This window comes from Fusicatenibacter sp. (assembly GCF_977045365.1).
The window spans coordinates 16079-39215 of sequence record NZ_CDRRUH010000025.1 but is presented as its reverse complement, the minus strand read 5'-3'; the positions used below and the strand labels follow the sequence as shown (position 1 = coordinate 39215).

Sequence of the window (23137 nt, the reverse complement as noted above, 5' to 3'; positions counted from 1 at the left end):
AACGATATGCATGGTAAATTTTTAAAGAAGACATTGCAAAAGGAAGGAATCAATACAGATGCTATTGTCGAAGATCCGGGTTATGGTTTGACGCTTGCTTTCGCAGTTTTTAGGTCTTGGCAGGAAATTTTCGTTCTCACAGTTCAGAGGATAGGCTATTGCTCTGTTTGCAAATTTGTTTGTTTTCACGGTATCCCAATCAGCAAGCCGGATGATCTCTGCTGTGCCGTTTTTTTACTTTCTTAATTGTATCATGCTAATGTAAAGAAATCCATATTCTCTGAGAAGTTGTCCTGTTTTTTGAAACAGGGTTGTCCTCCGATTAGCCTGTTTTTGGAAAAATCCGGCATAATCATAGTAGACAGAGTCAAACACCTGCCAATCACGGCGGGTATGGGGATTTATTAGGGCAGTCCATAGTGGGCTGCCTTTTGTCATTGTCCACTTGACAGGTAGCACACCATCTTGCAAGGTGTTTTTCTATATAGAAGGTATTTTCTGCATATTAACTTATAAGCTTTAATGATTACATATCTTGGAAAAAAAGGATGGCGGAATAATATGTCACTATGATATAATAAAGCGGATCATTTAACCGAATCAAGCAAGTAGCGAAGCGGATTGCGAATATCCGCTTTGACTGTATCTATTCGGATTTGGGGGAAGAGAATGAAAAATGGATAAAAGTAGAAAAAAATCAGCCCTGTTCGTTGCATGCATATTGGTAGTTTTGGGAATATGGATGATGTTGTCTGTACCTTGCCGGGCTGCGGAAACAAATAAGGATGAAAAACTGCCGCAGACGGTGGAACAAGACGAATCAGCGCAACAGGAAACAAAAGAATCAGAAACGCAGACAACCGAACAGAAGGTGATTCGTGTCGCTTCCTTTGAGGATACCTTCAATTATGTTGACAAAAATGGTGTCAGACGAGGCTTTGGCTACGAACTCATGCAGGCGCTGGCAGGCTATACCGGATGGAAATATGAGTATGTGAAATGTGACTGGTCCAACTGTTTTGATAAGCTTGAAAATGGTGAGATCGATATCATGGGTGATATCTCTTACACCGATGAACGCGCACAAAGGATGCTTTTTTCAGACGAACCTATGAGTGAAGAAAAATATATCCTTTATGCTGATTTATCATATACGGACATTGGGGTGTCTGATTTCAAGGATATGGATGGGAAACGCGTAGGTGTGCTCATGGACACAGAACCTGAAATCATGCTGACGGAATGGGAAAATAAGAATGGCATACATACAGAACATGTAAATGTGTATAATAATGATGATGTTGAAAAGAAATTAGCGAATCATGAGATTGACTGTTTTGTGTCTCTGGAGGAATCCATCTGGTCTGAACAGGGAATATCATCTGTTACTACCATTGGTAAGTCAGGCATATATTTTGTAATAAATAAAGAGCGCAGTGATATCAAGACGGAGCTGGATTATGCTATGCGCCAGCTGGAACGAGACAGTCCTTTTTTAAAGGCAGACCTGTATAAGAAGTATTTTACGCTTGATTATAATCAGAGTCTTAGAGGCGGAGAAAAGTTATGGTTGGAAGAGCATGGTAGTATCCAGATAGGATTTTTGAACAATGATCCGGCAATCTTTTCCATGGATGAAGAGAATGGAGAGGTTACCGGTATGCTGGCAGAATATATTTCCCATGCCAAAGACTGTCTTGGAAATCAGACGATGAAATTTAACATGCAGGCATATGATGATTACGATGAAATGCTTCAAGCTCTGAAAGAGCGTGAAATCGACATGATTTTTTATGCCGGAAGAAACCCTGGTCTTGCAGAAAAGGAAGGCTATACACTTACTAACACAGCCTGGACCTACAGCCTGATGGCGGTAACGGATGAAAAATCCTTTAATGAGGACGAGTCGTATACAGTAGCTGTACCAAAAGAACAAGAAGCCTTAAAACAACATATTGCTTTCAGTTATCCGCAGTGGAAACTGGTAGATTACAATTCGTTTGCTGATGCGGCAGATATGGTCATGAATGAAAAAGCAGACTGTTTTCTCATGGGAACCAGTCAGGCGCTGAAATATGATAACGATCGAGATTTCAAGAGTATTCCACTTACCAAAACAATGGAAGCGTGTTTTGCAGTAAGAGTTGGAGAAGGAACTCTCTTATCGATATTGAATAAAACTTTAAAGGCTATGCCGTCTGACATGCTTACAAGTGCACTTGCTATCTATGACAGTACGGAAGATAAGGTGACTTTTTATGATTTTATAAAAGATAACATGATTGCTTTTTTTGCCACGGCAGGATTTTTTGCACTTGGCATCATTGGTATGATCCTTGTACTTTTACGGAAGGCAAGAAAAGCAGAAACTCTCGCAAAGATTGCGGCAAACGATACACAAAAACTCAATGATAAACTGGAAATTGCTTTGAAAAAAGCAGAGGATGCCAGTCTCGCAAAGACCCAATTTCTCAATAATATGTCCCATGATATCCGTACTCCTATGAATGTAATTCTGGGTTATGCACAGCTTATGGAGAATGAACTAAAAGGAAAAGGGCTGCCTGAAACGTTGGAACATTTGGAAAAACTACAGCAGTCTGGGAATCTTCTCCTGTCAATCATAAATAATGTACTGGATATGGCCCGGATTGAGAGCGGAAGGATGGAACTCGATGAGAATTACGGCCAGATGGAAGAGATTCTACAGACCTTGTTTGTAGTATTTGATGAGAAAGCAAGGAAAAAGAATCTTGCGCTTCATTACACGATGAATGTAGAACATGAGCATGTACTGACCGATATTACCAAGGTAAAAGAAATATTTGTCAATATCCTGAGCAATGCCATAAAGTATACTCCGGCCGGTGGTTCTGTAATGGTAAATATAGATGAGTTACCATGTGATGAGCCTGGGTATATGATTGTGAGAACCAAAGTGATCGATACCGGAATCGGTATGAGTGAAGATTATCTGACAAAGATTTTCGAAGCATTCACACGTGAACAGAATACCACAGAGGGCAAGATTACAGGAAGCGGGCTTGGAATGTCGATCGTCAAGAAATATGTTGATCTGCTTGGTGGAACAATTGATGTAGAGAGTGAGCCTGAAAAGGGCAGCACCTTTACTGTTACATTGAAACACAAGATAGCGGATGAAAGCTATTATGTAAAAGAAAGTGATGAAAGCTCTGGAAAGGGCAGTGAAATCCTTCAAGGCAGGAAGATCCTTCTGGCGGAGGATAATGATTTGAATGCAGAGATTGCAGAAGCAATACTTGAGCGTGCGGGTCTTAAGGTTGAACGTGCGGAGGATGGCATTCAGTGCGTAAACAAGATAGAAAAGATGCCAGCAGGCACATATGATATGATCCTCATGGATATCCAGATGCCGAAAATGGACGGTTATAAAGCAACACAGGCAATCAGGCATCTGCCGGACAAAGATAAAGCATGCATACCGATTGTTGCAATGACAGCAAATGCATTTGAGGAAGATAAGCGAGAGGCTATTGCAGCTGGAATGAATGGTCATATCGCAAAGCCAATCGAGGTTGATAAGCTGCTGTCGATGGTAGCGGAAATCATAAGGCACCAGGAAAAATAATACATAATGTCCGGAGTGAAGCAGGAGATTGAAGCTGGAAAAACTGTTTTCAAATATTCTGACTTTTCTATTGTGGATTTTATACAGGAACTCGACACGATATTTCATTCTCAAATATATGAAAAGCAGCAGACCTTTACCATTACAAAAGAAAATATCCGGCATGAGTGGGTGAATGGGGATCGCGTCCATTTAATGCAGATTAAAATACAATTTTTGATGCGTTTACCCGTGCAGAAAATTCCATGACGAATAAAATACAGGGAACCGGTCTTGGAATGGCAATCACCAAAAATCTGGTTGACTCGATGGGTGGAACGATTGATGTAGAAAGTGAACCCGGACAGGGAAGCTGTTTTGAGATCTTTATGGATCTGAAAATTGCAGAAGAAAGAGCTGTTTCTTCGGTGTCACAGGCAGAAACAGATGAGCAGGATGGTAATATCCTGCAGGGAATGAGCTTCCTGTGTGCAGAGGATAATGAGCTGAACGCTGAGATCCTGACAGAACTGTTAAAGATCGAGGGCGCAGAGTGTACCATTTGTGAAAATGGGGAAGAGATTTTGAAAGCATTTGAACAGTCTGCACCGGGGGATTATGACATGATCCTGATGGATGTGCAGATGCCGGTTATGAATGGCTATGAGGCAACGAAGGCAATCCGCAGAAGTTCCCATGAACTGGCAAAGAAAATTCCGATCATTGCCATGACCGCCAATGCATTCTCAGAGGATATCCAGCATTCCCTGGCAGCCGGTATGAATGCACATGTTTCAAAACCGGTTGAGATGAGGGTACTGGAAAAGACGATCAGAAGCATAAAATCCGGCGGGGGGGGTACCGAAATGCAGGCCACTGAATCGTAACAAATGGCAGGGAATCGGATATGAAAAAAACGAAAAGGATAGTTAGGGATAGAAGAAAAATGAAAGGAAAAAGAGTGATTGCAGGCATTCTGCTTGCGGGAATTTTAGCAGTCACCCTGTCAGGGTGCAAAAATACAGACAGCACGAAAGAAGAAACAAAAAAGCCTGTTATTACCCTCGGCAGCGACAGCTATCCACCATACAATTATCTGAATGAGGATGGTGTACCGACGGGTATCGATGTAGAACTGGCTACGGAAGCATTCAAAAGAATAGGATATCAGGTAAATGTTGTCCAGATTAACTGGGAAAAGAAAAAAGAACTGGTGGAGAGCGGAGAGATTGACTGTATCATGGGCTGCTTTTCCATGGAAGGACGCCTTGACGATTACCGATGGGCAGGACCGTATATAGCAAGTCGTCAGGTGGTCGCTGTAAATGAGAACAGTGATATTTATAAACTGAGTGACCTGGAGGGAAAGAACCTGGCTGTCCAGTCCACAACCAAACCGGAAGGTATCTTTCTGAACCGGACAGATGAGAGAATCCCTAAACTGGGAAATCTGATCAGTCTGGGACACCGGGAGTTGATCTATACGTTTCTGGGAAAAGGATATGTAGATGCAGTTGCCGCACATGAGGAATCGATTGTCCAGTATATGAAAGATTATAACACAAGCTTCCGTATCCTGGAAGAACCGCTGATGATTACGGGGATCGGTGTTGCGTTCGCAAAAGAGGATGACAGGGGAATCTGTGAGCAGATGGACCAGACATTGGAAGAAATGCGCCAGGATGGCACATCTCTGAAAATTATTGAAAAATATCTGGATGATCCCCAAAAGTATCTGGAGGTGGATGATCTTGGATATTAAGAGAAAGAAAAAAGAAAAACAAATCCAGCTGTTCGGCGGTCTGATAGGAATCTGTGTGGCTGTAGCCGCTCTGTTTTATTTCTTCCACGCAGAAAAAGCGGAAGCAGAGAAAAGAATGGTGGAGATTGTAAACTATGTGAAAGTGCAGTGTTCCACCTACACCCATTATAATGAATCTTCGGAATCCAAGAGTCTTCTCCGTGCCATTGAAAGTGCCAGACAGATGAGTACAAACATTAACATGGAAACAGAAAACGGCGGTCAGCTGAGCCGGGAATTCCTGAAAGGAAATCTGCAGACTCTCTGGGTGGATGGCATCATTGTGCTGGATAAAGAAGGAAAGACGGACTGTGAATACAGCACGGATGAAGCTCTGGCCAATGAGATTACAGAGTATCTGCAAAAAGAAATTATCATGGATTTTGCCGGATATGAAGAAAGATCTTATTCAGAACGGTTTATCAGGGAAGATGGATCCTATATTGATATTGCAGCCTGTGCCAGAAAAGATGCACCGGGTATTGTGGCAATCTACTATTACACATCTCCTGAATTTGCCAGAAATTATACCCTGACGATACAGGGTCTTTTAAACGGCTATAGTGTCCAGAAAGATGGAACGATTATTATTGCAGACGATGGCACCGTTGTTGCCAGTAATGATGAGAGTCTGTTAGGGCAGAATACAGCTGGCAACGAGGTTGTTCAGGCAATGAAAAAGAATACAGACAGTCAGCACATTTATCATTTGAAGAATGAAGGAATTGGATGTTACGGAATCATGCTGAAGCAGCGGGATTATTATATTTATGCATATCTTCCGGATAAAGAAGTATTTCATAACCTTCCATTAAGTGTAGCGGGTGTTATTTTTCTTTATTTCCTGATGTTCAGTATGTTCTGGTTCTGGACATACAGAACCAATCAGGCACATCAGAAACAGGAACAGGAAAAAGATGAAAAATATAAGTCAGAACTTTTGATAGCCGCAAAAAAGGCAGAAGCTGCCAATGAGGCAAAAACTGAGTTTCTCCAGCGGATGAGCCATGATATCCGGACTCCGATCAATGGAATCTGCGGCCTGGTCAATATGGCAGACCATTATGCAGATGATACGGAGAAACAGACGGAATACAGAACAAAGGTGAAAGAGGCATCCAATCTGTTGCTGGAACTGGTAAATGAAATTCTGGATATGAGTAAGCTGGAGTCAGGTGAAGTGGTTCTGGAAGAAATTCCATTTAATCTGAGCAGTATTTCCAGGGAAGTATTTATTGTGATCGAGCAGATGGCTGCAGAACAGAATATCCGGATACTGTGGGAGAAAAAAGAAATCACACACCGGGATTTTATTGGAAGTCCGGGGTATGTGAAACGTGTGATGATGAATATTCTGTCGAATGCAGTGAAATATAACAGAGAAAACGGACAGATCTATATCAGCTGCATGGAAATACCATCCGAACAGCCGGAAATGACGACGATGGAATTTGTCTGTCGGGATACTGGAATCGGAATGACGGAGGAGTTCCAGAAATGTGTGTTTGAACCATTTGCACAGGAACATACGGGAAGCCGTGCAAAATTTGCCGGAACAGGACTGGGAATGGCTATTTCACGGAAGCTGGTCGAGGAAATGGGTGGAACCATTACTTTTGAAAGTGAAAAAGGCGTAGGGACGACATTTGTGATCCGGATTCCGTTTAAGATAGATCTGGATGCGGATAAACGGGAAGAACAGAAGGATGTATCCGAAAAATCAATAAAGGGGCTGCATATTCTTCTGGCAGAAGATAATGAGCTGAATATGGAAATCGCTGAATTTGTGCTTCAGAATGAAGGTGCTGAGGTGACAAAAGCCTGGGATGGTCAGGAAGCTGTTGAACTGTTCAGAAATAGTGAACCTGGTGAGTTCGATTTAATCCTTATGGACATTATGATGCCGGTCATGAATGGTTATGAAGCTGCAAAGATGATCCGGTCTCTGGATAGAGAGGATGCAAAGAAAATACCGATCATTGCAATGACAGCAAATGCGTTTACGGAGGACAGAATAAGGGCAAAAGAAGCAGGGATGGATGAACATGTTGCTAAGCCTCTTGATGTGGAATTACTGATAAAAGTAATTTATAAATTGGTGAAATAATTGATAGGGCAGCATCCGGATCCGCAGGAACTTTAAATTGAAAAAATCCGGCAGAGTGTTTATAATGGATGGGAAAAACAAAACAGAAAGGCAATGCTGTTATGCGTAAAATTACAGAATTAAAAGAAAAACAGGAGATTGCGCTTGGAATATTACTGTATCTGGATGAAGTCTGCCGGAAACATCACCTGATCTATTTTGCAGCAGATGGAACGCTGCTCGGGCTGATCCGGCATCAGGGGTTCATTCCGTGGGATGATGATGTGGATGTCTGGATGCCGAGAGCGGATTATGAAAAACTGGAACAGATTGTAAACAGCGAAACGGATACACCGTACCGCGTCATGAATTTTCATAATACAAAGGGTTTCACACTGGCATACGGAAAGCTGGTACACACCGGAACGAGTCTTGTGGAGCACGTGGCAGGAGCTGTGGATACCGGTCTTTTCGTCGACATTTTCCCATTTGACGGACTGCCGGAAAAAGATACACCGGAGTACGACCGTCACTGGAAAAAGCTGCTGTTTCTGGAAAGCCAGCGGATGAATGCATTCCGCACCTACCGCCAGACCTTAAAAGGAAACAAAGGAAGCTTTGCAAAATGGTGCAAATGGGCGATCCGGAAATGTTATGGAAAAGAGCGGATTCTGCGCGAGATGGAAAAAGAGTGCAGAAAGTACCGCGCGGAGGACTCAAAGTGGGTGGCCTGCCAGTGCGGCGGTTACCGCAAGTCGGACGCGATTCCCAAAACAGCGATCGAAGAGATCGTACGCCTTCCGTTTGAAGGCCATCTGATCAATGCTCCGGCGGGATACGAGACGTATCTTCACACCCTGTACGGCGATTACCATCAGCTTCCGCCGGAGGATCAGCGTCATCCTGCGCATGTGGGAGATGCCTACTGGCGTTAGAACAGAGAAAAAAGCAGATAGAGAGGTAAGCAATGAGTAAAATACTGGTGCTGGGACGTACCATGGACATGGGCGGAACGGAAGTGGCCATGGCAGCGCTGCTGCAGAAACTGGTGGAGAAAAAAGAAGATGTAACGCTTCTTCTGGTCGAAAAAAGAGGCGTTCTGCTGGAGCGGATTCCGAAGGAAGTGGAAGTGCGCCAGATGATCTGGAACAAAAAGCCGCATCCGGCTTTGGAACGGATTGTGGGAAAACGGGAGACACCGGCAGAACGGTCTTTCTATGCCAGAGGAATGGGCGTATTTCTGATGCGGGTCGTGTATGGAAAGAAACGGTATGGAAAACTGTATGAACGGATTCTGGAGTGTGTGGAGCCGGAAACAAAACAATACGATCTTGTTTTCGACTTTTTCGGATTCGGTGCGTTCACAACCGCATTCGGAGCCAGAAAGACGAATGCGCGGAAAAAAGCGGTCTGGTTCCACGGAGAAAATCTCTGGTGGCTGTTCCGGACCAGGGACTTTATTCCGGAGTATGATAAAATTTACTGCGTTTCCGAGCCTGTCCGGAAACAGGTCATTGCCCGTTTTCCGGAATTCGCGGACCGGACAGAGGTTCTGCTGAATTTCATTGACATCAAACAGGTGCAGAGACGGAGTGAGGAGCCGCTTAGCGATCCGCAGTACACAGGAGAGCTGAAATTTCTGACGGTGGGAAGAGCTTCGGAAGAAAAAGGATATGATATTGCGGTGCAGATTACAGCGGAGCTGAAAAAACGGGGACTTCGCTTCAAATGGTTCATCATCGGTGATGGAAGAGATCTGAACAAGCTGCGGACCATGGCAAAGGAATATCAGGTGGAGCAGGAAATTATTTTTCTCGGAATGCGCAAAAATCCTGCGCCGTACGTAAAATCCTGCGACCTGTATCTCCAGCCGTCCCGTCACGAAGGCTATCCGATTACGATTGTAGAGGCGAGAAGCCTGCAGAAGGTCATCATCGCTTCCGATATTCCGTCCATGCGCGAGCAGATCCGGGATGGGGAAAACGGATATCTCTGTCCGCTGGATGTGATGCAGTTTGCCGATAAAATCCAGAAAGTGCTGGCAGATCAGGAAGGACGCGATGCGGTCAGAAAGAAGCTGCGGGAGGAACCCATTGATTTTTCAGCGGGATATGCGCAGATAGAAGCGTTTGCAAAAAAATAAAAGAGAAACAGCAAGAAAAAACGCCAGAACCGGCGATAAGATATTTCCGGTTCCGGCGTTTCTTTAGTCCTGGCGTCCCTGCTTGCTCTGCTGCTTGTTTTCATATATATATTTATCTGCTTTGCCAAACTGTTCGACTTCGTTCTGAAGCTCTGTGAGGATTTCCGTGATGCTTTCGCGCGGCGGTATTCCAGCGGGGATAATCCGAACTGTTTTTTGCTGTCGGAATCTTTATACAATCTTAATACGGATGAACAGGTATTTATACGTTTTTAAAACGGAAGTCTCTAAAATAAGGAGGAATCAAAAAGAAGGAGTAAAAAGAGAAATGTGGAATATAAAACTGCGATACAGGAAACAATGGTCGTCGTTTGAAATTATCATTCTTGGTTTTGCAGGGGTAATTCTGGCAGGAGCACTGCTTTTGATGCTTCCTGTGGCTTCGCGGGAAGGAAATATAACGCCATTTACAGAAACTCTGTTTACGGCAACATCAGCCGTCTGTGTGACGGGTCTGGCAGTCAGGGATACAGGAAGCTACTGGTCCGTCTTTGGGCAGAGTGTGATTTTGCTGCTCATTCAGATCGGTGGTCTTGGTGTGGTTACGATTGCCGTTTCAATTGCGATGCTTTCCGGGAGAAAAATTTCCCTGATGCAGCGAAGCACGATGCAGGATGCGATTTCTGCCCCGAAGGTGGGCGGAATTGTGCGCCTGACGCGTTTTATCCTCAAAGGAACCTTTGGAATTGAACTGTTGGGTGTGTTGCTTCTTCTGCCTGTTTTCTTACGGGATTACGGCGGAAAAGGAATCTGGATGGCGTTGTTTCATTCTGTATCCGCCTTCTGCAATGCGGGATTTGATCTTCTTGGAAAAACGGATCATCTGTATCCGTCCCTGACTTCTTATGTGGGAAATCCACTGGTTAATCTTACGATTATGGGGCTGATCGTAACAGGTGGAATCGGATTTCTGACGTGGGATGATATCTATACAAAAAAATATCATTTTCGCCAGTACTGCATGCAGAGTAAGGTGATCCTGCTTACGAGCCTGTTTCTGATTTTTGTTCCGGCGGTCTTTTTTTTCTTCCGGGACTTCGCCGGAATGCCGGTCAAAGAGCGGACGCTCTGCGCATTGTTTCAGTCCGTGACAACAAGAACGGCCGGATTTAATACGGCTGATCTTTCCAGAATGACAGGAGCGTCCCAGGCGCTTATGATCGTTCTGATGATGATTGGCGGAGCACCGGGATCAACGGCAGGCGGAATGAAAATCACCACGTTTGCCGTGCTGACAGCCAATGCGTCTGCTACGTTCCGTCAGAGAGAGGACACACAGATGTTTGGACGCAGGGTCGGTCAGGAGGTATTAAAAAATGCATCTACGATTTTGATGATGTATCTTTTTCTGGTGCTGATGGGAGGAATGGTGATCAGTGTGGCAGAAAACCTGCCGATTTCTGATTGTCTGTTTGAGACAGCATCTGCTGTTGGAACGGTTGGTCTGACTCTTGGTATTACGCCGCGGCTCGGTGTACTTTCCAAAGGAATTCTGATCGTACTGATGTTTCTTGGAAGAGTTGGCGGTCTGACACTTGTTTATGCTGCGATGCCCGGGAAAAAGAGCGCACATGCAAAATTGCCGCTGGAAAAAATAAATGTAGGATAAGAAGAGAGGAAGAGAAGAGATGAAAAATGTTTTACTGATTGGGGTAGGAAGATTTGGAAGACATATTGCCATGCACCTGAACCAGCTTGGACATCAGGTGATGGCAGTAGACCGAAATGAGGAACGGATTGATGCGGTGATGCCGTATGTGACAAATGCGCAAATCGGTGACAGTGTCAATGAAGACTTTCTGCGATCCCTTGGCGTGGGAAATTATGATGTCTGTATTGTGACGATCGGTAGCAGCTTCCAGGATTCACTGGAAACCGCATGTCTTTTGAAGGAGCTGGGTGCAAAATGGGTCGTGTCCCGGGCAGAACGGGATGTACAGGAAAAATTCCTGCTGCGGAACGGAGCGGATCAGGTTGTCTATCCGGAAAAACAGATGGCAAAATGGACAGCGATCCGTTACAGCTCGGATCATGTGTTTGATTATATTGAAATTGACAGTCAGTATGCGATCTTTGAGGTTGAAATCCCGGAGAACTGGACCGGAAAAAATGTCGGCCAGCTGGATATCCGGAAAAAATACGGTATTAATATTCTGGCAACAAGAAAATATGGAAAAACAGATGTTGCGGTGTCTCCGGAGACGGTTCTGGAGGGAGATGCTACCATACTGGTGCTTGGGGAATACAAAGCAATCCAGAAATGCTTTCGGATCTGAAAGAGAGGTGATTTCTGTGTTAAATGTAGGGCTGCTCTTCGTTTCCCTGGTCGGCTTTTTATCTGGCGGCGTGCTCGTAGATCAGATAGAGGCATTTTTCACGGAAAACAGAAGAGAGGAACAGGAAACGGGACAAAATCTCACGGAAAACAGAAAACAAGAACAGGAAACGGGACAAAAAAAGATTTCCTGACTATAGCTTTCTCATCATTTATGATCTACAATAGGGGATGAGGTGAGAAAGTTGGAAAAAGAAAAACAGAAAAAAGAAAAAAAAGAGCATATCCTGGTGTGCCTGTCCTCTTCGCCATCCAATGAAAAAATTATTCGGACTGCTGCGCAGATGGCGCAGGCGTTTCAGGCCGGTTTTACGGCATTGTATGTGCAGACAGCAGAAAAAACAGAAAAAACACCGGAGGATCTGGCAAGGCTGCAGAAGCATGTTCGTCTGGCAGAGCAGAGCGGGGCTGAGATTGTAACGACACACAGTGAGGATATTGCTCTGCAAATTGCAGAATACGCAAGAATTTCCGAGGTAACACGGATTGTCATTGGAAAGAGCATGATGAAGCAGGGCTATTTTCATCAGCGAAGGGTGTGGACCGAGCGTTTGACGGATCTTGTGCCTGATCTGGAAATTCACATTATTCCAGATTCAGACGTGTACCGGAGATATCAGAAACGAAAAAATTTTCTGGAGTGGATGGAGCTGCCTTCCTGGAAAGAACTGATGCTTACGGTTCTGATTCTGGGTGCAGCAACCGGAATCGGAGAAATTTTTTTCCGGCTTGGTTTTACCGATGCCAATATTATTACCGTATATCTGTTTGGTGCCATGCTGACATCTATTCTGACCAGCGGTTATACCTGCAGCGTGATCAGTTCTGTTGCAAGTGTTGTCCTGTTTAATTATTTTATGACAGAGCCGCGGCTTTCGTTGCATGCGTATGGCTCAGGATATCCTGTGACCTTTGCGATCATGCTGGGTATTTCAATCCTGACGGGTACGCTTGCGTCAAAATTGAAAGAAAATGCAAAGCTTTCCGCACGAGATGCTTTTCGAACCAAGATTCTTTTTAATACCAGCCAGCTTCTGCAAAAGGCAGAGGATGCAGCGGAAATCTTTGATATTACGGCGACGCAGCTGGTAAAGCTTCTGGGAAGGAATCTGGTTGTGGCACCGGTAGAAACAAAGGAAAGCAGCATTGTACAGGGAACTCTTTATAACACAGAAACAGGAATAAAGTCAGAAAAAGTATTTGATGGGAAGGAACAGGAAATCCTGCAGTGGGTTCTGAAAAACCGGAAACGGGCGGGAGCTATGACAGAACGTTTTTCCGAAGAACCGTATCTGTATCTTTCCATCTATGCGGCACAGCACAGATATGGTGTGATCGGCATTTTCATCGGGCAAAAACCACTGGATGCGTTTGAAAACAGTATCCTGCTTTCCATTTTGGGAGAGTGTGCCATGGCACTGGATCGGGAACAAAGTGCGAGAGAAAAAGAAGAGGCGGCAGTCATGGCAAAAAATGAGCAGCTTCGGGTGAATCTGCTGCGGACGATTTCCCATGATCTGCGCACACCACTGACATCGATTCTCGGCAATGCGGACTCTTTGATCAGTAACTTTGATGCACTGGACGAAGGGATGCGGAAACAGATTTTTTCGGATATTTATGAAGATGCCGGATGGCTGATTGAACTGGTGGAAAATCTGCTTGCACTTACGAAAATAGAAGATGGAAGTGTAAAACTGCAATTATCCGATCAGGTGGTTGAGGATGTAGTCCGCGAGGCGCTGCGCCATGTAGAACGACGGAAAAAGGAGCATTACATTACGGTGGACTGCGGGGAAGATGTACTGCTCGCCCGCATGGATGCAAAGCTGATCGTACAGGTATTGGTGAACCTGATCAACAATGCAGTAAAATATACACAGGCAGGATCCAAGATCCGGATTACAGCCGGAAGAGAAGAGAAGAACGTATGGATTGCAGTGGAGGATAATGGACCCGGCATTCCGGCGGAGTGCAGGGAGCATGTATTTGAAATGTTCTATTCCGGAAAAAATAAGGTGAGTGACAGCCGAAGAAGCCTTGGCCTTGGGCTGGCACTGTGCCGTTCCATTGTAAATGCACATGGCGGGGAACTGGTGCTTCGTGACTGCGTTCCGCACGGCTGCCATTTCCGTTTTACACTGCCGCTCAGTGAGGTGAATTTGAATGAATAAGACTTTAATACTGGTTGTGGAAGACGATACGCCGGTCCACAACCTGATTACGACAACACTGAAAACACACGATTATAAATATATTTCCGCGAAAAACGGAGCAGGCGCCATCATGGAGGCCTCAACGCACAATCCGGATATTGTCCTGCTGGATCTTGGCCTGCCGGATATCGATGGCGTGGAGGTGATCGAAAATATCCGGAGCTGGTCTAATATGCCGATTATCGTGATCAGCGCAAGAAGCGAGGACAGCGATAAAATCGAGGCGCTGGATGCCGGAGCGGATGACTATCTGACGAAACCGTTTTCAGTGGAGGAACTGCTGGCACGCCTTCGGGTAACACAGCGCCGTCTGTCCCAGATGCAGGCGGAAAACGGAGTGCAGTCGGCCGTGTTTGAAAACGGAGCATTGCGGATTGAGTATGCGGCAGGATGTGCATATCTTGACGGAGAGGAACTTCATCTGACACCGATCGAATACAAGCTGCTCTGTCTGCTGTCACAGAATGTAGGAAAAGTACTGACCCATACGTTTATCACACAGAAAATCTGGGGAAGCAGCTGGGAAAATGATATCGCATCCCTCCGGGTTTTCATGGCAACGCTTCGAAAAAAACTGGAAAAAAACGGAGATCAGACACAGTATATTCAGACTCACATCGGTGTCGGATATCGGATGCTTCGGGTAGAGTAAAGAAAAAATTGACTTTGCGAACTCAAAATGGTAGCATAAAGGACAGAAAATGCAGTTTTGGGAGGAACAACAGCGGATGATGAAAAACTTCGAAGTACTGGAGGAAGTTAAAAAACAGGGACGGAATCTGATCGAGTCAAAACGGGATGAAATTGTGCGGCAGAGTCTGCTGTCCGACGAATTTATTGACATGATACAGAAAAATAAAAAACCGTTTGACCTTCTGATGTCCTATTATCAGTGTGCGATTATGGAGGTTGAGACGAAGTTCAAGGTGTTGAACCAGGAGTATTCGTTATCGTATGATCAAAATCCGATAGAGGGAATTAAAACGAGAATCAAATCATATGAGAGCATTATGCGAAAAATCCGGGTAAAGGATGTTCCCGTTACCCTGGAGTCGATTGAGGAAAATATCCGTGATATTGCGGGCGTGCGTGTCATCTGTTCTTTTCCAAGTGATATCTACAAGCTGGCGGACAGCTTTCTGAAACAGGACGACATTACGCTGATTGAGCGGAAAGACTACATTCAGCATCCAAAGGAGAGCGGTTACCGCAGCCTTCATCTGATCGTTCAGGTACCGATTTTTCTGCAGGATCGGAAAAAGCTGGTCTACGTGGAAGTACAATTCCGTACCATCGCAATGGATTTCTGGGCAAGCCTGGAACATAAGATGCGATACAAGAAAAATATCCCGGAAAACCATGTGAAATATCTGCAGGATGAGCTTTACGACTGCGCCAGACAGAGTGCCGAGCTGGACAACCGGATGCAGAATATCAGGAATCTGATTGCGGAGGAAGCAGCAGAAGAAGAACGATACTCACTTGTATCATCATCAATGAAAGATAAAACCGGAATTTGAGAGGAAGCATAAAAATACGTCGCAGGTCTGCGGCGTATTTTTATGTGGTGCGGTTAATGATTAGAAAATCAGCTCCTGTTCCCGGAACAGTGCGTCAACCGCATCTTCATATTCCGCAAGCCGGTTCGCCTTTTTGATCTTTTTCAGATACTTCTGCGGATTCGTAAACGACGTTCCGAGATAAATCCACAGTGCCTTCAACTTGAACAGCACATTTTTATCCCCGGAAATCACACGCGCATAACCGGCGCAGAGATCCTCACAGAATGCGTGCAGCAGCTCTTTATCGGGAGCAGAGGCTTCGCCGCCTGCCGGATCTGCACTGCGCAGCATCCCAATCAGCCACGGATTCTGCAGTATCCCGCGTCCGAGCATCACCTTCTCCGTGTCCGGAAACTCACGGCAGAGCTTCTGAAAATCATCGGGTGAGAAAATGTCACCGTTGTAGCAGAGCGAATGGCGGCTTGCCTCATACGCTGTCCGGTAGCACTCCATGCGCGGCGTAAATTTATAGAAATCTTTCTGAATCCGCGGATGAATGATCAGTTCCTCGAGCGGATATTTGTCGTAAACCGTAAGCAGATCCTCCCACTCGTCGGTATCCGTTGTGCCAAGCCGCGTTTTGATCGAGATGCGGCAGTCGCACGACGAAAAAATCTCATCGAGAAACGCGTCGAGCGTATTCGGCCACGCGAGCAGCCCGGAGCCGCGCCGCTTGGCGACAACCGTGCCGGACGGGCATCCGAGGTTCAGATTGACGGTATCGTAACCGTACTCCCTCAGTTCCTTTGTCAGGGACAGAAAATCCTCCGCCTGATTCGTGAGAATCTGCGGAATCACCGTCATCCCTTCGTTGTGCTCCGGGAGAATATCGTTCCGTTCGCGGGAACTCATTTTTTTATTTGTAATAAACGGCGTGAAATAACGGTCCGCCGCCGGAAAATATTTGTGGTAAGCATTCCGGTACACATACCCGGTCAGCCCTTCCATCGGGGCGAGATAAAACTGCATAGTGATGAAAATCCTTTCGAAAAATAGTCGGGAAAAGGAACGATAGCAAGAACAGAGAATAACGCAAAAAGGGCAGTGCTGAATTTTTGGTATTATTTTCCGGGATTGCTATCATTCTGCATATGAATCTGCTCGCCCGTAACCGGCGCAAAGCAGCAAAGGGTTTCGCCATCGAGATTCTCGCGGTGCATATCAACCGCAGAAATCTGATGATTGTCATACGTTGTATAATAATAAATTCCCCGCGTTGCATTGCAGCAGGACGTATAGAGCGTGATTTCGTACTTTCCATCCGCCACCTCACAGCATCCTCTCTGCTGGTCAACAGAATTTAAAATATGGAAAAACTGGCTGACACTCTCCGTTTCGCTGTTTCCCGAGATCGAGTTCTGCTTTACAAACGCCACGCGTGCAAAGCGGGAAGCAGACGAGAGGTCGCCCGGCAGTCCAAGACCGCCCATGCCACGGCTGTACGTAGAAAGCTCGAGCTGGTTGGAAAACGTGTTGGCCGGCTGTTTCGGTGACAGATGCAGGTAATTGTTCAGTGAAAACATCTGCATTGGAAACGGCGGATTGTTCGTCAGAACGCCGACCGGATTATCGTAGACATGCAGACCGTCCGCCGTGGATTCCACGGTGATGGCGCCCGATGCATCTGCGATGATCCAGTGAAGCTGTGCGAGCGGAAGATTCTCTTTAAAAGGTGTGCTGATGAAATTGATACGGGAGAGGGATTCTTTTGCTTCCGCAAGTGAAGCACACGTACCGAGAATCCACGGAATCAGTTCGAACTGCGCGATGTTATCTTTCTCCGGTTTCGGATCGAAATAAACGGCATTTCCTACAAAATTAAGGCCGGCGATACCAAGCCCTTTTTCGTTGAATGCTTCATAATAGAGCGGGTAATCATCCATTACACACGCCATGCCGATCATTGCATAGTGATGGGAAAGGGACGGCATATGAAGAAAGGAAAACGGGTAATTACGAGGTGTGACGGTGATCTGGTCGCCATAGGAAAATTCATAATCGAGTGTGCGCCCCATATAAAAGTCGCGTGTTTGATAGGTTGCTGCTGTACACATAGAAAAACTCCTTTCGATGGACGGGTTGTCATTGCTGTAAGGTATCATAGCACAGAAGCGGAGGAACGAACAGGAGAAAAGTATGAAAAAAGTATAAAAAAGGATCCTGCTCTTGCAGGATCCTCAGAGTGTAGACAAAACCCTGCTTTTGCAGGGTTTTGCTATGGGTGTTTTTTGAGAGATGATTTCTCAGATACGCTCCGGGTCGCTGACCGGTACCTGTTTCAAAGCAGCAGATCTGCCATAGATGCTGTGATTTGAAAGGATGCTGCAGGAAGAGGTGGAATTACGCAAGATGCTTCCGGAAGCGTTCTATGACAGCAACGGATTCTGCACTGACAGGTTTCGGAACAGCGGACGGTTTTGCAAGAAAATAGCCCTGCAGGAGATCCACATCCAGTTCCAGTACCTTCAAAAGCTCAGCTGGAGTTTCCAGACCCTCAGCAATGATTTTCATGCCTCTTTGATGTGCATAGGAAACAATATTTTCTACGATCTGCTGCTTGTCCGGATCGGAGTCGATGTCGCGGATGATGGAAAGATCCAGCTTGATATACGCCGGTGCAAGCTCCAGAAGCGTTTTTTCATTGCTGTAGCCGCTGCCGTAGTCATCCAGGGCAAATACGGCGTGGAATCCCGACACCTCACGTTTTTTCTGCAGAGCGGTAAGATCCGGCGAATCCTCCTCTGTGATTTCGATGACAATCCGATCCTGAAGAAAGCTGTATTGTTCGACGTAAGCCACTGCCTCATCGTGATTCATGCATTGGCTTGCAATCGAATTGACAAAGAGAAGCTCATCACCGCGTATCTGATGGGTGGAGAGGAATGTGGCATAGGATTTTGCAGAGAGAAACATGGTCAGACGTTCTATTTCATGCAGGCACTCTTCCTCGTGAGCCAGCTGCAGGATCTGATCCGGACGGGTAAGTGCCGGGAGATTTCCGCGCATCAGCGCCTCGTAGGCATAAATACTGCCGTCCGTGGCGGAAACAATTGGCTGGAAGTAATAGGTAAACAGCTCTTCATTCAACATTTTATGGAACAGGCGGCGCATCTCGGTTTCCTTTGCGTTTTTTGTAAAAAGCTCCGGATCGAATTCGGTAATGTGCCCTTTTTCCGCTTTCTTTACCTGGTACATTGCGAAATCTGCATATTTTTTCAGCGTAGACAGATCGGTACTGTTTTCCGGATACCAGGAAACTCCGCCGGAAAGGCGAAGGGGCAGTTTACGACCACTTGGCAGCTCCAGGGCCGTATTTGAAACCGCAAGGGAAAGATTCTGCAGAAGTGCCCGAATTTCTTCCTGCGACTGGTAGCCGTAGAACAGAAGATTAAATTCATCGCCGGAAATACGGGCACAGAGCGTTTTAGCCGGCACGGAGGAGGTAAAACACTGTCCTGCCTGCCGGATATAGGCATCGCCCCAGTCGTGGCCGAAGGTATCGTTGGTGCGTTTTAAATTGTCAAGGTCGATCATCAGAAGGGCAGCGTGACCGAGAACTTCCGAATGCTCAAAAAGAGCTTCACTTTCCCGCTGAAACGCGCGTCGATTGTAGAGACCGGTCAATGCATCGTAATCACGCTCGTGCTCCATGCGCTGCCGTTCCAGCATAACGGAGGTAAAGTCTTCGACAAGTCCGATTTGCGCATAGCCCTCGCGGGAGGTCTCCATACGGATGTAGCGGATTGTTCCGTCGGAACATGAAATTTCATACACCTTGGAATGCCCGATCCATACGGTATGAGAATGTGTCTGGTCAAATTCACGCAGCATCTGCTGGAAATACCGGGTGGAAAGCTCGGAAACGTCTTCCGATGGAAGGTTGAGCATGGAAAAAAAGTTCTTTGTGACATAGACGGTGTTGAGGTCAAAACGCATCTCATAGCCGCCAAGCTCAATGCTTGCCATTTCCATGATACGCAGGAATTTTGTGGAAGTTGTCAGAATATCCTGACTCAGCTGTGTAATTGCCTGCGAAAACTGATCGAGCTCGCGAATTCCCGTGCGGGAGAGCGTCGGCAGCTTTTCCCTGTTTTTCTGCGCGACAGCCACCTCTGCGGAGAGCTGGGAAACAGGATGCGCCAGAAAACGGCTGGTGATCAGGCTGGAAACGAGTCCGACGAACAGAGTCAACACAATAGCGGTCATCAGAATGCGCAGCAGATGCCTGGAAAAATAAAACAGGTTTGATGCTTTTACGGTACCGGCCAGCGCCCACTGCTCATCGGAAAATGGCGCATTCCTGCTGTAAAGCGTAAGCGGCGTGACGGAAGCGTAATACGTGCTTCCGTCGCTGCGCAGCCAGAAGGAACCGTCAGGATGTTCTTTAAGCGTAAATGCCTGCTTCTCCTCTTCAAAAAACGTCATACCGTTTCCGGTGGAACAGACAGCTGAGCGGCAGATGATCTGGGATGGGGGATCGCTGTTCAGTGAAGCGGCAGACGCGGAAAAGAGAAGATACGTTCCATTGCTTTCGTTCTGCAGCTCGGAATAGGGAAGAAGCGACTGCAGATAGGAGACAAGCATCTCGATACCGACAACGCCGTAAATGGTACCGTCGGAGGTGATAAGCGGAATTGTGTAGGCAATGGCAGGACGGTCATCCCCGGAAAGCGTGTAGGGCAAAACCGTCCAGCGACCGTAATTATCCGCGTCCAGCGCACCGTGATCTGCCCATGTGGCAAGAAAAACCGGTGTGAGGAAAGCACTTTCCGGCTTCTGTGTCAGGTCAAAGGAAGTTGTCCAGGATTTATCTGTGGAAATACCCATGGAACGGACAAGCGCTATGGGAGAGCGTTCCAGAAGAAGATCTTCGTTGGCTGCAGAAGCAGGGGAAGTGGGATCCAGATCCCGCAGATACATGCCCGGAATCGCGGAAACCGTACTTGATTTTGAGAACTCCTCCGTTGTAAAGGCAACGAAAACCCCGGTGACGGATTTACTGCGCAGTGTGGAAATCATGGCAGTACTGATTTCTTCCAGAAGAGGAAGCGCCTCGGCGGAGCTGTCTCCGATCCTGGAAAGATCCAGCTTTTGGGCAGCGGAGAGCTCCGAAGCTTTTTCATTGATATAAGAAGAAAGCCTGGAGAGATCCTGATTGAAAAGCAGTATGTTTTCCAGATAATCGGCGCGGTTGCTGGTCTGCATGTCGAGAAGATCCATGGCATTCTGATTCAGCTTTGAGCTGACATTGCTAAGATACAGGGCAGAAACAAGAAGGACAATTTCAATGCCGAGTACGAGAAGCATGGCGAACAGGATCGTCCGAAAAATTGTTTTTTCTTTCTTTCTTTTTTTCATTGTCATTCTCCTGTCAGAGTTTCCTGACCGACCAAAGCTGAGAGTGTGGAACGTGTGCTGCTGTACCAGGATTCAAAGTGGTCGTCGGTCAGAAATTTACGCAGCGAAACAGCAAGTGTTTCACTGCTGAGTGAACAGTAACGAAAAGTTATCTGTCGTTTGCCGGATACCGGTGAAGTGTAATGCAGCAGGAAAGAATCCGGTAAAGGAAAAAAGCTCCGCCGGAAAAGGTGATATTTCCGGTGGAGCTCTGTGAAAAAAAGTGATCAGAATTTTACTGATGATAATAAGAGAGGAAGTCGGTGATCTTTCCAACCGCATCCTTTAAAACTTCAATTCGCGGCAGATAAACAACGCGGAAGTGATCCGGCTGTCCCCAGTTGAAGCCGCCGCCGTGGACGATCAGAAGTTTTTTGTCGCGCAGCAGATCGAGAGCAAATTTTTCGTCGTTTGTGATATTGAACTTTTTTGTGTCAATTTTCGGGAACATGTAGAACGCAGCTTTTGGTTTGACTGCGGTGATACCCGGAATATCGCAGAATGCCTTGTAAACGTATTCGCGCTGCTCGTAAATCCGTCCGCCCGGAACGATGTAGTCGTTGACGCTCTGGTGGCCGCCAAGAGCGGTCTGGACAACGGACTGGGCCGGAACATTGGAGCAGAGACGCATGTTAGAAAGCATTTTGAGTCCTTCAATATAGTCCTTTGCGATAGATTTATTTCCGCTTAAGATCATCCAGCCGATACGGAAGCCTGCGATCATGTGCGATTTGGAAAGACCACTGAAGGTGACACAGAACAGATCCGGTGCGAGGGATGCAATGGAAACATGCTCAAGACCGTCCATGACGAGCCGGTCATAAATTTCATCGGAAAAGATGATCAGCTGATGCTCTCTGGCAAGGTCGACAATCTGCTGCAGTACCTCTTTCGGATAGAGTGCACCGGTCGGGTTATTCGGATTGATGATAACGATCGCTTTTGTGCGGTCGGTGATTTTTTTTCGCATATCATCGATGTCCGGATACCATTCGGACTGTTCATCGCAGATGTAGTGGACGGCTTTTCCGCCGGCCAGCGTTGCGCATGCCGTCCAGAGCGGGTAATCCGGGGATGGGATGAGGATTTCATCCCCGTCGTCCAGAAGAGCGGACATACAGAGATTGATCAGCTCGCTGACGCCGTTTCCGGTGTAGATATCATCGATCGAAACATTTGGCAGTTTCTTTAACTGCGCATACTGCATGATCGCTTTTCGCGCAGAGAAGAGACCCTGGGAAGGAGAGTAACCCTCACAGTCGGTAAGCTGATGGCTCATGTCGTAGATGACCTCATCCGGAGTACGGAAGCCAAATGGAGCCGGATTTCCAATGTTCAGTTTCAGAACCTGTGTGCCGCACGCTTCCATGCGGTTCGCTTCTTCTACGACAGGTCCGCGGACATCATATAAGACATTGTCGAGTTTCGATGATTTTTTAAATTCTCGCATAGGGGAACCTCCTGTTTTTGTCTGGGAAATGAAAGCGGCAGATGGATCAGAAAAGGATCCTGACGGATCGGAAACCGTATCTGCCGTATATTTTACTGTGGAATCTTTTGCAAGCAGCCAATCGGGATCGACCTGGAGCACATCGGCCAGAAAGTGAAGAATGTCGGAGCGCGGAACCGTTTTTCCGCTGACATACTGGCTGACATGGCTTTTTCCAAGCTTCACACCGCGCCGCTGGGCCGCTCGGATCAAATCGACCTGCTTGAACTGTTTTGCCTGCATGGCCAGTTTCAGACGGTCGGAAAAGGTTTCATTTGTCATAGAAAATCTCCTTAAAATAGAATACAAAATAAAGAAAGTTCAAAACTGTGCTTATTGTAGCATGAGTGGAAAGAAAGTTCAATAGAAAAAGCTGGGATTTGTAAAAAATATTGAAAAGTTCAAAATGGAAGAAAAATAAGTTCAATTATAATGTTTGTCTATTCTGTACAGGTAAAA

Annotated in this window: 16 protein-coding genes and 1 pseudogene; 13 read left to right on the top strand and 4 right to left on the bottom strand. The window is 46.2% G+C overall.

The features are described 5' to 3' along the window. From ACY2VW_RS07375 to ACY2VW_RS07315, 13 genes and pseudogenes are all read left to right on the top strand, one after another. Positions 1-246 (top strand): annotated as a pseudogene (locus tag ACY2VW_RS07375) (hypothetical protein); the annotation flags it as partial. 430 nt (positions 247-676) lie between these two features. Next, positions 677-3610: a transporter substrate-binding domain-containing protein gene (locus ACY2VW_RS07370; protein WP_461877614.1), complete on the top strand. Its 2934-nt coding sequence runs from the start codon at positions 677-679 to the stop codon at positions 3608-3610. A 6-nt stretch (positions 3611-3616) separates the two neighbouring features. Then, positions 3617-3859, top strand: coding sequence for a hypothetical protein (locus ACY2VW_RS07365; RefSeq protein WP_461877613.1), 243 nt, complete (start codon positions 3617-3619; stop codon positions 3857-3859). Further along, positions 3856-4476 (top strand): response regulator, encoded by a 621-nt coding sequence (locus tag ACY2VW_RS07360; RefSeq protein WP_461877612.1) that lies wholly within the window; start codon positions 3856-3858, stop codon positions 4474-4476. Before ACY2VW_RS07365 ends, ACY2VW_RS07360 begins: the two co-directional genes overlap by 4 nt. A 59-nt stretch (positions 4477-4535) precedes the next feature. After that, positions 4536-5351, top strand: coding sequence for a substrate-binding periplasmic protein (locus tag ACY2VW_RS07355; protein WP_461877611.1), 816 nt, complete (start codon positions 4536-4538; stop codon positions 5349-5351). Further along, positions 5335-7497 carry an ATP-binding protein gene (locus ACY2VW_RS07350; protein WP_461877610.1) on the top strand — a complete coding sequence of 721 codons (2163 nt, stop codon included), beginning with the start codon at positions 5335-5337 and terminating at the stop codon, positions 7495-7497. The genes ACY2VW_RS07355 and ACY2VW_RS07350 overlap by 17 nt, the downstream gene beginning before the upstream one ends. Before the next feature lie 101 nt (positions 7498-7598). Continuing rightward, positions 7599-8411, top strand: coding sequence for a LicD family protein (locus tag ACY2VW_RS07345; RefSeq protein WP_158579613.1), 813 nt, complete (start codon positions 7599-7601; stop codon positions 8409-8411). A gap of 32 nt (positions 8412-8443) precedes the next feature. Beyond that, positions 8444-9619, top strand: coding sequence for a glycosyltransferase (locus ACY2VW_RS07340; protein ID WP_461877609.1), 1176 nt, complete (start codon positions 8444-8446; stop codon positions 9617-9619). A gap of 328 nt (positions 9620-9947) precedes the next feature. Further along, on the top strand, positions 9948-11288 hold the full coding sequence (locus ACY2VW_RS07335) for a TrkH family potassium uptake protein (protein WP_461877608.1): 1341 nt from the start codon (positions 9948-9950) through the stop codon (positions 11286-11288). Between the two features lie 19 nt (positions 11289-11307). Next, entirely contained in the window at positions 11308-11955 is a 648-nt protein-coding gene (locus tag ACY2VW_RS07330) for a potassium channel family protein (protein WP_461877607.1), read from the top strand. Positions 11956-12190: 235 nt separating this feature from the next. Continuing rightward, entirely contained in the window at positions 12191-14188 is a 1998-nt protein-coding gene (locus tag ACY2VW_RS07325) for a DUF4118 domain-containing protein (RefSeq protein WP_461877606.1), read from the top strand. After that, positions 14181-14882 carry a response regulator gene (locus tag ACY2VW_RS07320; RefSeq protein WP_461877605.1) on the top strand — a complete coding sequence of 234 codons (702 nt, stop codon included), beginning with the start codon at positions 14181-14183 and terminating at the stop codon, positions 14880-14882. Before ACY2VW_RS07325 ends, ACY2VW_RS07320 begins: the two co-directional genes overlap by 8 nt. Before the next feature lie 76 nt (positions 14883-14958). Next, the gene (locus tag ACY2VW_RS07315) at positions 14959-15750 is read left to right on the top strand and encodes a GTP pyrophosphokinase (RefSeq protein ID WP_461877604.1); all 792 of its coding nucleotides are present in this window, start codon (positions 14959-14961) and stop codon (positions 15748-15750) included. Positions 15751-15810: 60 nt separating this feature from the next. On the opposite strand, the gene ACY2VW_RS07310 is transcribed toward ACY2VW_RS07315, so the two are convergent. From ACY2VW_RS07310 to ACY2VW_RS07295, 4 genes are all read right to left on the bottom strand, one after another. Continuing rightward, complete coding sequence (locus ACY2VW_RS07310; protein WP_461877603.1) at positions 15811-16761, bottom strand: tRNA dihydrouridine synthase; 951 nt, start codon at positions 16759-16761, stop codon at positions 15811-15813. Positions 16762-16853: 92 nt separating this feature from the next. Further along, the gene (gene bsh / locus ACY2VW_RS07305) at positions 16854-17846 is read right to left on the bottom strand and encodes a choloylglycine hydrolase (protein ID WP_461877602.1); all 993 of its coding nucleotides are present in this window, start codon (positions 17844-17846) and stop codon (positions 16854-16856) included. Positions 17847-18132: 286 nt separating this feature from the next. Then, positions 18133-21150 (bottom strand): EAL domain-containing protein, encoded by a 3018-nt coding sequence (locus ACY2VW_RS07300; protein WP_461877601.1) that lies wholly within the window; start codon positions 21148-21150, stop codon positions 18133-18135. 274 nt (positions 21151-21424) lie between these two features. Then, positions 21425-22960 carry an aminotransferase class I/II-fold pyridoxal phosphate-dependent enzyme gene (locus ACY2VW_RS07295; RefSeq protein WP_461877600.1) on the bottom strand — a complete coding sequence of 512 codons (1536 nt, stop codon included), beginning with the start codon at positions 22958-22960 and terminating at the stop codon, positions 21425-21427. Positions 22961-23137: the final 177 nt, after the last annotated feature.